The 13,710-nt window shown below is 65.6% G+C and carries 17 protein-coding genes and 1 pseudogene; 9 read left to right on the forward strand and 9 right to left on the reverse strand.

The genetic code is table 11. The features are described 5' to 3' along the window. Positions 1–168: 168 nt before the first annotated feature. Together A5711_RS27000 and A5711_RS21315 are read right to left on the reverse strand one after the other, a co-directional pair. Positions 169–321 carry a hypothetical protein gene (locus tag A5711_RS27000; protein WP_156673310.1) on the reverse strand — a complete coding sequence of 51 codons (153 nt, stop codon included), beginning with the start codon at positions 319–321 and terminating at the stop codon, positions 169–171. A gap of 333 nt (positions 322–654) precedes the next feature. Further along, complete coding sequence (locus A5711_RS21315; protein ID WP_231987518.1) at positions 655–1,407, reverse strand: N-acetylmuramoyl-L-alanine amidase; 753 nt, start codon at positions 1,405–1,407, stop codon at positions 655–657. 146 nt (positions 1,408–1,553) lie between these two features. On the opposite strand from A5711_RS21315, the gene A5711_RS21320 reads away from it, so the two are divergent. Beyond that, the gene (locus tag A5711_RS21320) at positions 1,554–3,056 is read left to right on the forward strand and encodes a serine hydrolase domain-containing protein (RefSeq protein ID WP_082975803.1); all 1,503 of its coding nucleotides are present in this window, start codon (positions 1,554–1,556) and stop codon (positions 3,054–3,056) included. Here the strand turns inward: A5711_RS21320 and A5711_RS21325 are convergent. Both A5711_RS21325 and A5711_RS21330 read right to left on the reverse strand, forming a co-directional pair. Next, positions 3,053–3,769: a M15 family metallopeptidase gene (locus A5711_RS21325; protein WP_067950036.1), complete on the reverse strand. Its 717-nt coding sequence runs from the start codon at positions 3,767–3,769 to the stop codon at positions 3,053–3,055. The two genes, A5711_RS21320 and A5711_RS21325, sit on opposite strands and share 4 nt — an antisense overlap. A gap of 62 nt (positions 3,770–3,831) precedes the next feature. Further along, positions 3,832–4,725: a universal stress protein gene (locus A5711_RS21330; protein ID WP_067950038.1), complete on the reverse strand. Its 894-nt coding sequence runs from the start codon at positions 4,723–4,725 to the stop codon at positions 3,832–3,834. A gap of 194 nt (positions 4,726–4,919) precedes the next feature. Between A5711_RS21330 and A5711_RS21335 the strand changes: the two genes are divergently transcribed. Continuing rightward, positions 4,920–5,678 (forward strand): class I SAM-dependent methyltransferase, encoded by a 759-nt coding sequence (locus tag A5711_RS21335; protein ID WP_067950040.1) that lies wholly within the window; start codon positions 4,920–4,922, stop codon positions 5,676–5,678. On the opposite strand, the gene A5711_RS21340 is transcribed toward A5711_RS21335, so the two are convergent. Further along, entirely contained in the window at positions 5,661–6,884 is a 1,224-nt protein-coding gene (locus A5711_RS21340; protein WP_067950042.1) for a glycosyltransferase, read from the reverse strand. The genes A5711_RS21335 and A5711_RS21340 overlap by 18 nt on opposite strands. Before the next feature lie 205 nt (positions 6,885–7,089). Then, on the reverse strand, positions 7,090–8,043 hold the full coding sequence (locus A5711_RS21345; RefSeq protein ID WP_231987520.1) for a UDP-glucuronic acid decarboxylase family protein: 954 nt from the start codon (positions 8,041–8,043) through the stop codon (positions 7,090–7,092). A 197-nt stretch (positions 8,044–8,240) separates the two neighbouring features. Here A5711_RS21345 and A5711_RS21350 point away from each other — a divergent pair, with 197 nt between their 5' ends. Next, a complete protein-coding gene (locus A5711_RS21350; RefSeq protein WP_231972075.1) occupies positions 8,241–8,585 on the forward strand; it encodes a hypothetical protein in 345 nt (114 codons plus the stop codon). 94 nt (positions 8,586–8,679) lie between these two features. On the opposite strand, the gene A5711_RS21355 is transcribed toward A5711_RS21350, so the two are convergent. Beyond that, a complete protein-coding gene (locus tag A5711_RS21355; protein ID WP_067950044.1) occupies positions 8,680–8,895 on the reverse strand; it encodes a hypothetical protein in 216 nt (71 codons plus the stop codon). Positions 8,896–9,034: 139 nt separating this feature from the next. Between A5711_RS21355 and A5711_RS21360 the strand changes: the two genes are divergently transcribed. Further along, positions 9,035–9,967, forward strand: a complete 933-nt coding sequence (locus A5711_RS21360) for a DMT family transporter (RefSeq protein WP_067950046.1) — start codon at positions 9,035–9,037, stop codon at positions 9,965–9,967. A 3-nt stretch (positions 9,968–9,970) separates the two neighbouring features. Here the strand turns inward: A5711_RS21360 and A5711_RS21365 are convergent, their stop codons facing one another. After that, on the reverse strand, positions 9,971–10,828 hold the full coding sequence (locus tag A5711_RS21365; RefSeq protein WP_067950048.1) for a phytanoyl-CoA dioxygenase family protein: 858 nt from the start codon (positions 10,826–10,828) through the stop codon (positions 9,971–9,973). A 90-nt stretch (positions 10,829–10,918) separates the two neighbouring features. Here A5711_RS21365 and A5711_RS21370 point away from each other — a divergent pair, with 90 nt between their 5' ends. The 5 genes from A5711_RS21370 (at position 10,919) to A5711_RS21390 (ending at position 13,349) form a co-directional block, all read left to right on the forward strand. Next, positions 10,919–11,308 carry a DUF732 domain-containing protein gene (locus tag A5711_RS21370; RefSeq protein WP_067950050.1) on the forward strand — a complete coding sequence of 130 codons (390 nt, stop codon included), beginning with the start codon at positions 10,919–10,921 and terminating at the stop codon, positions 11,306–11,308. Positions 11,309–11,377: 69 nt separating this feature from the next. Next, positions 11,378–11,779, forward strand: coding sequence for a YkvA family protein (locus tag A5711_RS21375; protein ID WP_231972074.1), 402 nt, complete (start codon positions 11,378–11,380; stop codon positions 11,777–11,779). A gap of 24 nt (positions 11,780–11,803) precedes the next feature. Beyond that, on the forward strand, positions 11,804–12,055 hold the full coding sequence (locus A5711_RS21380; RefSeq protein ID WP_067950054.1) for a hypothetical protein: 252 nt from the start codon (positions 11,804–11,806) through the stop codon (positions 12,053–12,055). Positions 12,056–12,112: 57 nt separating this feature from the next. Next, positions 12,113–12,517, forward strand: a complete 405-nt coding sequence (locus A5711_RS21385) for a DUF4267 domain-containing protein (RefSeq protein ID WP_067950056.1) — start codon at positions 12,113–12,115, stop codon at positions 12,515–12,517. Between the two features lie 4 nt (positions 12,518–12,521). Then, positions 12,522–13,349 carry an LLM class F420-dependent oxidoreductase gene (locus A5711_RS21390; RefSeq protein ID WP_067950058.1) on the forward strand — a complete coding sequence of 276 codons (828 nt, stop codon included), beginning with the start codon at positions 12,522–12,524 and terminating at the stop codon, positions 13,347–13,349. Positions 13,350–13,351: 2 nt separating this feature from the next. Here A5711_RS21390 and A5711_RS21395 read toward each other — a convergent pair. Next, a pseudogene (locus tag A5711_RS21395) lies at positions 13,352–13,710 on the reverse strand (hypothetical protein); the annotation flags it as partial.

Raw genomic sequence — 13,710 nt, forward strand, 5'->3', positions numbered from 1 at the left:
GTTCGGCGACCACGCACATTTGCGTCCTGGTATTGCGTGAGATTCCGCGGAGCACTGCCAAGGATTGCGCGGCGTCGAGTTTGAAGCGCTCGCTGATGATGTCGGTGGCTTGCGCGATGACTTCTCCGGGCCAGAATTGACTCGAATTGGCGCTGTCGGTCATTGCTTCTAGCCGGCCTGTCCGCAGTCGCCGGGTAATTCCGCAAGTTCGGTGAGCGCCCTGGCCTGTGCCCGCTTCACCGCGGCGAGCATGCGCGCGCTCAGATCCAGGCATTCCCGCTCTCCGACGCCGCCATTGACGGAATATGCGATTTGGCGCACCTGGATAGCGAATTGGGTTAGGTCATCACAAAGTTGTTTCATGGGGCCTTCTGGCTCTGACAGGGCTTCACATAGCCATATATGTCGCGGACGCCCACGTCCAGTCCGACTTAGACCCAATTCCGGACGCCTGCGTCCAGCCGAATTGGGGTAGTAATGCCCTAGATCCTATACCTGCGCAGCGGCTTTGCACTACTGCGTCTGTAGAAATTCCGCTGCGCTCGATTTGCCAGCGGTCAACTCCTGGCGTTCAGTCACCCTCGCCCCAAAGACCCTGTCGCCAGCGTGATTTCGCGCTGCGGTCGCGGAATCGGACCAACGGCGGGCCGCTGGTCAGTTTCCCGCCTCGATCGCCGCGACTCGCGCGGCCGCTTCGGGTCCGCAGAAGCGCTGAAGGTCCACTCCGCCCGCGGCCAGCAGATCGTCGATGCGGCGTCTCAAGTCACCCGAGGAAAGATGGGCGTACAGGTTTCCGCCGGGGCAAGACGTCTGGGCCAGGTCGCGATGGCCGGCCAATGTGGCGGTCGCGACATGAAAATTCTGGGCGGCCCATGCGAACGCGCGAGCCGCCCCCTGAAGCTGCGCCTCCGACACAGGCTCTTGATCGAAGTCTCCTTCGCAGAGGACCAGGAAGTGACCTGTCGTGTCGTAGTCCGTTGCGGTGTCGCCCGCGATCTCGGTGCTCCGAAGTTCATAGATGTTGCCGTTGCGGTCGACGCCGACGTGATAGGCGATGTCGATCCACCCGTGCTGATCCTGGTGGTAGCGCTGATCCTGTCGGAGGTGCGCTGGGGCATTGCGGTTGTCGCCAAGGACGACGGCCTCATGGTGGAGGGTCATCCGCGTGATGGTGTGGCGCTTCCCTCCGGAACGGGCCGGTCGCGCGCCCCACGCGTCCCGGCAGAGCAACAATGCCGAACTGGTCGCGGTCAGGCTGACGCCGGTCGCCGCCGATGGCGGGGGATGAGACGTCGAGCACGCGCCGATCAGGGACGCCGCCCCCAGGCTGCCGGCCACCCCCAAAAGCTGGCGACGGTTGAGAACGGCTGGCGGTTCGTGGGTCCGGCCGGGCGCGGGCTCGCACACCGCCCTCACGATACGGGCGTGATGCGGGGGCGCGGGATGCGTTTCGTCGTCCTCTCTTGACGCCGCCAAGATCCGAAAACAAGATCGCAGGTAACGAGATGAGCTCCTCAATGAATCGACCGGTCGCCGCAGGCTTCCGCGGTGCGATGCGTACCGCCATCGCCGCCGGGACTGCCTTCCTCGCGATAACCACGGCTTGTTCGAGGGGCGACGCGGGACGCCCGGTATTGGGTGCAAGCCCGCCCGCTCCCAGACCCGACGTCGCGACCGTCGTCAAACCGCCCGATCCGGCGCCCGCGGTTGATTTCGCAAGGGTCTCCAAGCTGATCAACGGCGCGATTGCGGCAAACAGGTTGCCGGGCGCGGTGGTTGTCGTCGGGCACGGTGGCAAGGTCGTCTTCCACCAGGCCTACGGTTCGCGCAAGCTCGCAGGCGAACCCGGACTGGACGGGTTGCCTGCCCCCGCCGAGCCGATGACCGAGGACACGATCTTCGACCTGGCGTCCTTAACGAAGAGCCTCGCAACGGCGACCGCCGTCATGCAGCTTTACGAGCAGGGCAAGGTTGCCTTCGACGATCCCGTGCAGCAGTACCTGCCGGACTTCAACGCCGCGAACGATCCGCGCCGCGCAAAGGTGACTGTTCGGATGCTCCTTACGCACACCTCCGGCGAAACCGGGGATGTCAACCTGGGAGACCCGTGGGGACTGGACCATGCCGACAAAGGGGAGGGAATTCGCCGTGCGCTCACCACGCCGCTGGAGTCGGGCCCCGGTGCGGGCTTCCGGTATTCCGATATCAACTTCATCCTGCTTGGGGCGCTGATCGAGAAGGTCACCGGCGAGGCGCTGGACGCGTACGTTCAGCGACACGTATTCGAGCCGCTCGGCATGGAAGACGCCCGCTACCTTCCCCCGGCGCAAGCGTGTGGTTCGCACACGACGTTGGGCGCTGCGATCGCGTGGGCCCCCGCGCCGCAAGGCCGGACGCCGGACCCCTGTCCCGCAGGTACCTGGAGCACCGGTCTGTTGCCGCGCATCGCACCGACAGCACGTGACGAGGAGGGCCGAGCCGATCCGGTTAGGAATCCCGATCTCGATCATCTGCTTCGGGGCACCGTGCAGGACACGACGGCGCGGCGCATGGGTGGGGTGGCCGGGCATGCGGGGGTGTTCTCGACGGCCCACGATGTCAGCCTCTTTGCGCAGGCATTACTTGACCGGCTCGCGGGCCGTCCCAGCCAATTCCCTTTGGCGCAAACAACTCTCGAGTTGATGACGAGTCCGCAGCAGCCGGGACATGCGCTTGCGCAACTCAAGGCGGCCAACGATGCGGCACAAGAAGCCGTCGCAAAACGGCCGAACAAAACGGATTCGCTGCTCGCTCCGCGCTATCCGGCGATCCCGGGGCAGAACCTGCGCGGCTTCGGCTGGGACATCGATACGGGCCAGTCCATGCCGCGAGGCGCGATCTTCCCCATCGGCAGCTTCGGCCACACCGGCTTCACCGGAACCTCGGTCTGGATGGACCCACGCTCGGATACCTACGTCGTGCTGCTCTCGAATTCGATTCACACCCGGGGCAGTCCACCGATCTCGGATCTGCGGGGCGAGGTCGCAACGGCAACGGCGCAGGCCCTGCGTCTCTAGGGCCGCTCGAAGTGTTGGTAGTCGAGCGGACCCGTCCACTCGCCACCCCACCGCCAGCCACGATCTGTGAAGGCGCGCACCGCAGGGTCGCCGTTGTGTAAGAGTCCCGGGTCGCTGCGGCTGCGGTCCAGGTAGGCGGCCGCGTTCTGCGGTTCGAAATAGCCGCTCGCATACAGGCACGGGTTGATGAGCGGGTTGAGATCGATAGCCCGACCGTAGGCGTGCGGAGACCATTCGTTGGTTCCAGGGATGTGTCGGCAGTTGAACGCCGAAGTGTTGTTGTCCTCCATGGACAACTCGTCGTCGGCGCCCGCGTAGTGGTCGACCGTACGCATCTTCTCGACCGGGTAACCGAGCCGCTGAAGCCGCTCGAAGATGGCGATGACCTCCGGTGCCAGGTCTTGATTCACGATCAGCTCACCGCGGTGCACCTGGCCGTCGAAACCGATGTAGCCGACGTTGACCCGTCGCAGTTGCTCCGGCTCGACCGGGCAACCCGGTCGCCAGGTCTCGCCGAGTTCGGCGGCGGTGACCGGCTCGACGCTGTCACCGGGAGCCGCTGATGGCGCATTGGGCGGCGCCGCCGATGGTGGCGGTGTCGCGGACCCTGATGGTGTCGCCGCCGGCGGTCGCTGCGCAGCGGTGCACTGCACCAGCACAAGACAAGCCGCGATCATTCCGGCCACCGCGGCACCCCGCCGCCCGAAGGGCATCAACTGGAATTGCGTTCTCACCGCTCGCTCCACTGAGAATGGGTTGCTCAGACTGCCAGTGTCTACCGCGCCACAATCACCGGGAGCTTGGCCCTATTGACCACCGACGCACCGACCGAGCCCAGCACCCTGCCGGCGAACCCGCCACGGCCGTGGCTGCCGACCACAAGCAGTTGCGCCTTTTCGGACGCCTCGAGGAGCCAGCGCACCGGCTCGCCAATCTCGATCCTGCGATGGACCCCCACGTCGGGATAGCGGTCATGCCAACCCGCCAGTCGTTCGGCCAGCACCTCTTCCTCCTCGGATAGCCGGGCGTCCCATTTCGCGTCCTGGTACACCGTTCTCGAGGTGGCCGCCCGGGGATCAGCCCAGGCGTGTAAAGCCACTAGGCCCACTCTCCGTCGCGAGGCTTCCTCGAAGGCGATCTCAGTCGCTGCTTCCGATGCCCGCGAGCCGTCGATGCCCACCAGCACCGGCGCCTCCGCCTTGCCGACCTGCGGTTGCTCGCTGGGGATCACGGCGACTGGGCAGTGCGCGTGGTAAACCAACCCCGAACTCACCGAGCCAAGCGCACTGCGGGCACCCAGGGCACCGCGGTGTCCCCGGTCGCCCACCACGACCATCTCCACCTCTTTGGAGAGGGCGACCAGCGTCGGGACGGCGGTCGAATAAAGCACCTTGGTCTCGACCTTCGCCGGACGGCGTGCACCAGCGCTCTCTTCGGCCACCCGGATCGCCGTCTTGATGAGTCCGCGTGCCCGCTGCCCGCGCCCTCGCCTGAAGTCCGTCCGCGCGGCGACCTGGAACCACCCCGGCAAGGGGGCGTCGACGACATGCACCAGGGTCAGCGGCGCATTCCGCAGCGCGGCATCACGAGCCGCCCATCGGACGGCGCCCAGCGCCGCTGCCGAGCCGTCAATGCCTACCAAGATCGCGCCACGTGGTGGCTCCCACATTTCAGCTCGCTTCTGATCCGCCGCCCGCCCATGGGCAGGATCGTCCAGGGCGGTCGCGATTGTCAGGGCCGAAGCGATGCAAGGCGAAGGACCAAAGGCACCGATGTGGCGCGGGTTGATACCCTTCAAACGCGGGCGCACATTTCGAACGTCGGGAATACCTCTCTGGAGGAGTTGATGCGCAGGAGCGCGCCATGACCGATGCAGCCTGGACCCTCTATGCCGAGCAGATGGATGAGGTCGACGGCTGGTTCTTTGAGGCCGACGTCTCACTGTTCAGCAAGTTGCTCGCCTGCCAGACGGCCGAAGGCATCAAGGGCGACATGCTGGAGATCGGCACCTATCAAGGCAAGTCCGCCATCATGATGGGTTACAGCCTCCGCGACGATGAAGAACTGGTGATCTGCGATTTGTTCGACGCCGTGATGGATCACGCGCACATGTCGCGGATCCCACGCCAGCAGTATTCGGGCCTCGACCAGAAGCAGTTCCTGGCCAACTGGGATCGTTTCCACCCTCGCCGGCCAACGCTCGAAGTCTGCGAATCATCGGAGCTCAACCTTGGAGAACGGTTACTCCGCTTCACCCACGTCGACGGTTGTCACAGCTACCGGTGCGTCGCTAACGACATCAACCTCGCCGTCACGCACACGACTAAGCGGGGCTTGATTGCGATCGACGACTATCGCGGAGTCGAAACCCCCGGAGTGGCCGCAGCCGTTTGGCAGGCTGTCGGCAATGGCTTCTTGTTCCCCTTCGCGGCGACGTTTATGAAGATTTACGCCTGCACGTCGGCGGCCGATCAGAGTTACTGGCTGGAGCGGGTTCGAGATTGTGCTGACATCTGCGCCTTGCCCGACTTTGACTTGCCGTCCTATCGCAGCGTCTCGGCCACGCAACTCGCCGCAGGATCGCCGCGGGACGACAGGCCCGAGTCAGAACCGTTGGGCTGACCGACTTTTCATCGCGGTCCGCGGCGTTTGCCGATCAGCCGGCGCGCCGACACGGACGGCATCTTCCAAGAGATCGGCGGCGTTGGCGGCGCTTTGCGCGGGCGTCGCCATCTGAGCCGCGACCTCACGGGTTCGAGTGACGCAGCGCGGGGTGAGGATGGACCGCAAATCCGCAATCAGCGAATCGAGGGTGGTTTCGATGAAGCGCCGTCCGATGCCGACTTCGAGTTGATTGACCGCGGCTGCCCACATCGGTTGATCGACCGATACGGCAAGGGCCAACGTGGGGATTCCGGCCCGGATGCCTGCGAACGTGGTGCCCGGACCACCGTGATGGACGACCGCGCGGCAAGCGGGAAACACGGTTGCGTGGTTCACCGAGTTCACCACCTTTACGTGGTTCGAATCCGGAAGGCCGGCGAGGTCACTCACGCCGCTGCAAATCAACGCCCGCTCGCCTAGCTGCGCACAAGCCGCAGTGATCATGGCGATCACGTCGCGCGGCGATGCGACTCGTGCGCTGCTGCCGAATCCGAAATAGATCGGCGGCGTTCCCGCGGCAATCCACGACGAGACCTCGTCGTCGGCGTCCGTCGGCAGCTCCAATGTCAGCCCACCTACGAAAGGCCGCCGGAACCCGTGACCCGCCCATGCGGCCGCCATTTCGGGGAAGAAGAGTTCGTCGTAGGCCTGGATTTCCAGCGGTTGTCGCGTCGACGGTCCCGTTTGTTCTGGCAGGCCCAATTCCCGGCGCTGGGCGTCTTCAGCGGCTTTGGTTATCTGCGAATGCGCATTGTCGGCGATCGGGTAGATGTGCACGGCTGCTTGCGGAATGTCGTGGTATTCCGCGACATTGGCGGCCAGCCCCTGCTGGCTTGCGTCCGTCAACAGCAGGTCGGCCCCGTCGGCCAGTGAGGTGAGCGCCGCACCCAGCTCCGGCCAGAGTCGAGTGATTCCCTGATAAATCTCCCACGCCATGAGCATCGGGCTCGGCGTTGTCCCGTATTTGAGTTCGATATCGGCGTTCTGCCGCTCCTGGTCTGGGCCGTGTGCGACGGCGGCAAGACCGGCCGACTCGATGAAGCCAATGTAGTTCGGCGGAACCGCCATTCGCACATCGTGGCCCCTACGCTGCAGTTCCCGACCGATGGCGGCGCATGGCTCGATATCACCCCGAGTTCCCAAGGTTGCCAACACAAATCTCATCGCCGGAGCCCATCGCCCGGTGCCGTGAAGTGTTGTGCAGTGCGGCCGTGGCCCCAAGAACACCGGAAACGAACGGCGGCAATGGGATAACGGCTGCCGTCAGGGGCTTGATGAGCCATCACCCTCCCCTTTGTTGATCGTGGTCGGTGGGGTCGGTTCGTTGCGTGTGGGGCTTCCCCGATGCTAACGCCATCAGCCTGAACGGTCATGCCTCCACGATTCCCCTGAAGTATTCGATAGTTCGCGCGACGCCTTCTTCAAAAGGGACTCGTGGACGCCAGGCGAGCCTGGACTCGGCAAGGCTGATATCCGGTTGGCGCCTCTTGGGGTCGTCGGCCGGCAGGGGCCTAAATACGGTTCCCGACGCCGACCCGGTCAGCTCGCCGATAATGCTCGCTGTCTGCAGGACGGAGAGTTCGGTCGGACTGCCGAGATTCACGGGCCCCGTGAACGAGGGCTCGCTCGCCGCCATCCTCACCAGGCCCTCGATCAGATCGTCGACATAGCAGAAAGAGCGGGTCTGGCTGCCATCCCCGAAGACGGTGATCGGTTCTCCCCGCAGCGCCTGGACGATGAACGAGGGGATGATGCGGCCGTCCTCCACGTCCATCCTCGGGCCGTAGGTATTGAAAATGCGGACGACCTTTATCCGCACGCCGTAGCGACGGGCGTACTCGAGCATCAGCGTCTCCGAGACCCGCTTGCCTTCTTCGTAACAGCTCCGCATCCCGAAGCAGTTGACGTTGCCCCAGTAGCTCTCGACTTGAGGATGGATGACGGGATCGCCGTAAACCTCGCTGGTGGAAGCTTGGAGAATTGTCGCCTGCTGCTCGCGAGCCAGTTCCAGCAGGTTCCTGGTGCCGACGTAGTTCGTTTCCAGGGTAAACAGCGGATCGCGCTGGTAGGCGCGCGGCGACCCGGGGCAGGCCATGTTGAAGATGACATCCAGCGGACGGACACCGGCCGCGTCTACCGGCCGGGTGATGTCGTGCTCGAAGAAAGAAAATCCCGGGTCTTTCTCGAACCGCCCGATGTTGTCGCGGCTACCGGTGTAGAAGTTGTCGAGCCCGACAACCTCGAGGCCGTCGCGGCGAAGACGGTCGCACAGATGCGACCCCAAGAACCCGGCGGCGCCCGCAACGAGGGCTCTCACGTTCATTCTCCCTAGTTTCGGCCGGTACCGAAGACGACGGATCGCATGTCCGACTGGAAGCGTCGCGAGACGGCAGATCGTAGGGAGTCTATCCAGATCCGACATCTCGAACGGCGTACGGCGCCGAGGCTCTACCATTGGTGGGCGGGGTCAAGCTTGTCGACCTCCAGGTCATCGAGGTGCCGAGTCGAGGAGAAGTGCCCGTGCAACAGTCGCTTTCACCCCTGTCCGTCACGAGAAAGCTGCTTCTCGCCCTGACGTTCGTCATCGCGTTGATCGCTCCGGCTGCCCTGCCGGGCGCGTTCGCCACGGCGAACGCCGACCCGATCGGCTGGCCGCCGGATTGGCCCTTCTACGAGATGCAGACCGAACAGACCATGTGCAATGCGATGGCGCAGGGCTGGTCGCGCGCGCAGATCGTCGGCGCGATGCAACAGGCGAACAACCAGGCTGTGACCGGGCTGAACCCCGATCAAGCCGCCAGGCGCGCCAACATGTGGGTCGACCTGGGACGAATCAAGTACTGCCCCGGTGCGGTCGCCAGCTGATCGCTAGCCGTCCGGCGACTCCCACCGCCATCAAAGCCGTTGCCATCCGGAGGTATTCGAGCGCGCCGACTTTTCTTGTCGGCAGTCGCGACCTCTAGCAGAGGGCGGCGGAGAACCACCCGCCGGCCACCAGGGCGATGACTAGCGCCGCGGTGGTGTGCCCCGTCGACGCGGCGACGACGATGCCTGTGATCGCAGCGATGAGGGCCAGGACCACGACCACGGCCAGCAGTATCCGGTGCGAATGGATCGCCCCGCTGGGACGGGGCGCGACGACAACGTGCTTGCTCGAGCCATGGGCTGCGGCCATTAAAGCTCCTACCAAGTTGTGACCTGGGATACAGCATCAGCATAAATGTGCGGTGAGTCACAAACAAACTGTTGGCGCTGCGCGCCTGTTCGCGCAGAGCTCAGTTAGCCGCCCTCACGTCCCGGGTATCCGCACGGACATGGGGTGGGTCACATCGCACGCGGTCGCGATCGTCTCGGCATTGCTGTCGGCGTTCTGGGCCGCGGTCGGAATCGTCGTTCGGCAGCGAGCCGCCCAGGACGTTCCGGCTGATGAGGGCATGTCGGGAACGATGGTGACGACCCTGGCGGCGCGACCGCTGTGGTGGGCGGGCACCGTCGCCGCCGTCGCCGGCTACGTGTTTCAGGCGGTGGCGCTGGCGCACGGATCCCTGCTGCTCATCCAGCCGCTGCTGGTTTCGTCGCTGTTGTTCGCGTTGCCCTTGAGCGCGCGGCTCTGCCATCAACGCATCAGCGCGGTCCAGTGGGGCTGGGCGACGCTGTTGACGGGCGCGCTAACGGTTTTCGTGCTCGTCGGTCAGCCGCGCGAAGGCCATGTCCGCCCTGCGGTACCGGCGTGGACACTGGCGTTGTTGGTGACGGTGCCGTTGCTGGTGGTCTGCGTTACGGCGGCCGGTCGCGTCGTCGGTCGTGCGCGCGCCATGCTGCTGGGCGTGGCCGTGGCGGTCATGCTCGGCATGATCGCGGTGCTGACGAAGATCTGCACGCACCGCTACGCCGTCGGCGGCTGGCATGCGCTCCTCACCGTCCCGGCTCCGTACGTTCTGGTCGGCCTAGCGGTCGCGGTAACGGTGGCGCAGAACTCGGCCTTTCATGCCGGCGCGTTGCAGGCGTCGGTACCGATCATGTTGGTCGGGGAGCCGGTTGTCGCGGTCGTGCTCGGCATGGGGGTGCTCGGTGAACACCTGGCGGTGGGCCGCTCGGCGGCGCTGGCACTGGCAGTCGCCGTCTGGGGCATGGTGGCCGCCGCGATCGCGCTGAGCCGCAGCCAGGCGGTCGAAGTGGGCAGCCCGCGACAGCCCACGCCCGCCGATGCCGCGCGGTTGGCCGGTGTCAGCGGACGACGGGAGTAGGACCTACGAATCGGCTTCCAACAGCCGGAGCGGGTGCAGACCGTCGACCGCGCCGACGAACGGTGGGTGGATGCTGTAGCCGAGCATGCGGCGAATGTCGTCGGACACCGAGCGGGCGATGTCGCGCGATATCGACAACGTGAAGGCTTCCATCGGGCGCAGCCACGGTTGGCAGTACTGGGCGGTGACGGCAAGGCGGTCGCGACCGGTGTTGTTGGCGCCACCGCCGTGCCACAGGGTGCCCACGAAGAAGACGCACGAGCCGGCGGGCATGACGACCGGCATCGCCTGATCGTCGGGCCCCGGCCGGCGCTTACCCCAGCGGTGGCTGCCGGGGTAGAGCACCGTGGCCCCGTTGTCGGCGGTGAAGTCGTCGATGGCCCAGATCGTCGCCGCCGCAAGAGGTTCTCGCGGACGCGGGATCGGGTAGAACCCATCGTCGTGGTGTGCCAGCTGGGCGGCCTCTCCGGGCTGAATGTTGATGGCCTGCAACGCAGAAAGCAGGTAGTTGGGCATCAGCAACCGATCCAGCACCGCCAGCACCCGGGGATTGCCGACGAGCCCGTCGCACACCCGCGTCCGGCTCAGCAGGCTGTAGATGCGCTGAGTGCTCCGCCCCTCGAACGAGTTACGCCCGGTGTGCCCGAGCCAAGGCCGCACGACCTCGCGGATCTGCTCGCACTGCTCCGGTGTGAGCAGGTCCGTCCAAATGACGTAGCCGTCGCGGTCGAGGGCCGCCATGTCGGCGTCGACGATCGCGCTGTCGACGGAGCCTCCACCGCTCGCCGTGCGCTTGTACCGCTGCGCCAGATCGCCTCTGAGGTCTTCCAGCGTCGTGACGGATTCGTCATCGATGTTCATTGGCACTCGTCCTTCATCCCGTCAACCACACTAAGCCGAGTTCGCGGGGGCGGACAGGACAATTCGCGCCGTCTGTACGAGGATGATGCGGTGCGGGTGCTTCTCTTGCTGGCGAGCTTCGCCGCCGCCATTGGTGCGGCCACGCCCGCGCAGGCGGACCCGGCCGGCAACCCCGACGCGAGCTTCTTGGCGGCGCTCGATCAGGCCGGCGTTCCCTACAAGAACGGCGCCGTCGCCATTCAGGTCGGGAAGAAGGCCTGCGAGCTGATGGACCAGGGTCACTCCAAAGCCGCGGTCATCCAGAGTGTGTCCTCGGAAAACGCGGGCTTCACCGTGTCGCAAGCCACCAGTTTCACGACCAGTGCGGTGAATGCCTACTGCCCCCAACACATCGGGGAACCGAACACCGAGCCGCCGCCTCGCTCGCCCGACATCTGGATGATTCCCTGGATTCCGTTCCCACCACCGGGGGCTGCTTAGAAAAGCTGCCGGGGCTGGCATGCCTGAGCCCGACCGACCAAGATGTAGACGGTGTGGCCTGACTGGTGGATGATCGCGATCGGCATCGTCAGTGCGTTCGCGGTGATCTGGCTGGCTCTGGCGGTCACCTTCTGGTTGACGCGACCCCAGGTCAAAATGCAGGACCTGGTGCGCCTCCTGCCCGACGTGCTCCGGCTGCTGAAACGCCTCGCCGCGGATACCGACCTGCCGCGGCGGATCCGAATCGCATTGGTCGCACTGATCGCCTTTGTCGTGTCGCCCATCGACCTGATACCCGACGCCATCCCCGTCATCGGATTCGCCGACGATGTGATCATCGTTGGTCTGGTGTTGCGCTGGATCAGCCGCACAGCGGGACCCGGTGCACTTGCCAAGCACTGGCCCGGCACGCCCGACGGCCTCGCCACCCTGTGCAAGCTGTGCCGCCTGCCCGACCCCGCGCTCGATTGACCGGCAATCTAGGAGGCTGCGGTGATGGACGTACTTCGGCGCAGCATGCGATACAAGGTCAGGGTCGGCGCACTGATCGAATTGGCGTTGTGGCTGGCGATCCCGTACCTGTGTATCGGGTTCGTGTGGACCCTTTTTCACGCTGAGGAGGCTCGACTGATACAGAGCCGGGTGGAGGCCGTGTTCCCCACCGGAGCCGACGCCCTGGCCTTCGGCTTGACCACGGCGCTGTGGCCGGCCTCCATACAAATCGCCCACGCCTGCCCCGAGCCGTGACGGGCTCTTGGGGCGAAGCCGTGCGCAGGAACGCGGTTTGCTCCTAGGCTGCCGAGCATGTCAATTGACCGAGCTGCACTTCTCGCGGGCAGCATCCGACTCACCTCCGGCGTATGGTTCCTCGTCGACCCCTTGAGCGCAAACCGGTTCTGGGGAGATCCCGGGGAGCCGGCGCCGACCGCGCGACTGTTGTTGCGGTCCATGGGATATCGCGACGCGTTGATCGGTGGCATGCTCGCGGCGGCGGCGTTGCGCGGCAAGAACACCCGCGGCTGGTTCCTGGCATCCGGCGGCGCCGACGCGGCCGACCTGCTCGGCGGCATCAGTGTCCACGATGAGCTGAAACCCTCGCAACGGATCATCGGCTTGGGCGGCGCCGTCGTCGGCGTCGGCGTCGGGCTATGGGGCGCGGCCCGATCGCAGTCACGCGGTCGCCGGAACGAGCCCGATGCGGTTGACTGAGACCATGGGCGTAGGCGTACTGACATTCGTAACCGATGAGGGCATTGGCCCGATGGAGCTGGGCCAGGCGCTCGAGCAGCGTGGATTCGAGTCGCTGTTCCTCGCCGAGCACACGCACATCCCGGCGGGCGACGTAACCCCCTATCCGGCCGGGGGTCCCATCCCGCCGAAGTACTACCGCACCCTGGATCCGTTCGTTGCGCTGACCGCCGCGGCCGCCGTGACCGAGCGGCTGGTCCTGGGCACCGGCATCGCGCTGGTGCCCCAGCGCGATCCGATTCACACGGCCAAAGAAGTGGCGTCGCTGGATCTGGTTTCGCGAGGACGATTCCGGTTCGGTGTCGGGGTGGGCTGGCTGCGCGAAGAAATCGCCAACCACGGTGTCGATCCGGGCGTTCGAGGGCGAGTGGTCGACGAACGGCTGGGCGCGATGGTCGAGATCTGGACGCACGAAAAGGCGGAATTCCACGGCGAATTCGTAGACTTTGGCCCTATCTACAGTTGGCCTAAGCCTATGCAGAAGCCCTATCCGCCGATGTACTTCGGCGGCGGACCCGCCGGCTTCAAACGCATCGCCAGGCTGCATGCCGGGTGGCTATCGATGACACCGTCGGCGCGGGCCCTGGCGCCGCAACTGGAGCAACTGCGCGGCATGGCGGGTCAGGACGTACCAGTGATCAGCTTTCACGGCGGCGCGCCGACGGCAGAGGAGCTCGAGGGCTACCGCGCTCTCGGGGTGCAGCACCTGTTGGTGGAGCTGCCCACCGAGCCTCGCGACGAAACCCTTCGGCGCCTCGATGAGCTGCAGGCTGAGTTCGCGAATCTCATGTAAAGCTAAGTGCCGCAGAACGTTTGGTACTTACCGAAGTCCTCAGGGGCTGGATTGGCATAACGTTCCAGGCCCGCGCGCTCGTCATAGGGTGCGGTGACCGCGGCGAGGAGCTGGTCGAGTGGGCCGAGGTCGCCCGCCGTGGCGGCTGTCAGGGCTTCCTCGACCAGGTGGTTGCGCGGAATGTAGATCGGGTTGGCCCGCTCCATGGCGTCGGCATCGGGGCGCAGGGTTTGCCACCGCGACAGCCACGCGTCGAACCCGGCGAGGTCGATGAACAAGCCGCGCGCCGGTTCGGCATCGCCTCGTGCCGCGCGGCCGAGGTGGCGGAAAAACGACGTGTAGTCGACGTGGCTGTCCTTGA

Origin of the sequence: Mycobacterium sp. E2238, from assembly GCF_001672665.1 — a bacterium.
Lineage (GTDB): Bacteria > Actinomycetota > Actinomycetes > Mycobacteriales > Mycobacteriaceae > Mycobacterium.

Bases quoted from the DNA above. Each gene is read 5' to 3' on its own strand.
- A5711_RS21330 (WP_067950038.1), bottom strand. From the start codon at position 4,725: ATGTGGGAGCCACCACGTGGCGCGATCTTGGTAGGCATTGACGGCTCG.
- A5711_RS21360 (WP_067950046.1), top strand. From the start codon at position 9,035: ATGGGGTGGGTCACATCGCACGCGGTCGCGATCGTCTCGGCATTGCTG.
- A5711_RS21325 (WP_067950036.1), bottom strand. From the start codon at position 3,769: ATGCCCTTCGGGCGGCGGGGTGCCGCGGTGGCCGGAATGATCGCGGCT.
- A5711_RS21380 (WP_067950054.1), top strand. From the start codon at position 11,804: ATGGACGTACTTCGGCGCAGCATGCGATACAAGGTCAGGGTCGGCGCA.
- A5711_RS21340 (WP_067950042.1), bottom strand. From the start codon at position 6,884: ATGAGATTTGTGTTGGCAACCTTGGGAACTCGGGGTGATATCGAGCCA.
- A5711_RS21375 (WP_231972074.1), top strand. From the start codon at position 11,378: ATGATCGCGATCGGCATCGTCAGTGCGTTCGCGGTGATCTGGCTGGCT.
- A5711_RS21335 (WP_067950040.1), top strand. From the start codon at position 4,920: ATGACCGATGCAGCCTGGACCCTCTATGCCGAGCAGATGGATGAGGTC.
- A5711_RS21385 (WP_067950056.1), top strand. From the start codon at position 12,113: ATGTCAATTGACCGAGCTGCACTTCTCGCGGGCAGCATCCGACTCACC.
- A5711_RS21365 (WP_067950048.1), bottom strand. From the start codon at position 10,828: ATGAACATCGATGACGAATCCGTCACGACGCTGGAAGACCTCAGAGGC.
- A5711_RS21320 (WP_082975803.1), top strand. From the start codon at position 1,554: ATGCGTACCGCCATCGCCGCCGGGACTGCCTTCCTCGCGATAACCACG.
- A5711_RS21390 (WP_067950058.1), top strand. From the start codon at position 12,522: ATGGGCGTAGGCGTACTGACATTCGTAACCGATGAGGGCATTGGCCCG.
- A5711_RS21355 (WP_067950044.1), bottom strand. From the start codon at position 8,895: ATGGCCGCAGCCCATGGCTCGAGCAAGCACGTTGTCGTCGCGCCCCGT.
- A5711_RS21345 (WP_231987520.1), bottom strand. From the start codon at position 8,043: ATGAACGTGAGAGCCCTCGTTGCGGGCGCCGCCGGGTTCTTGGGGTCG.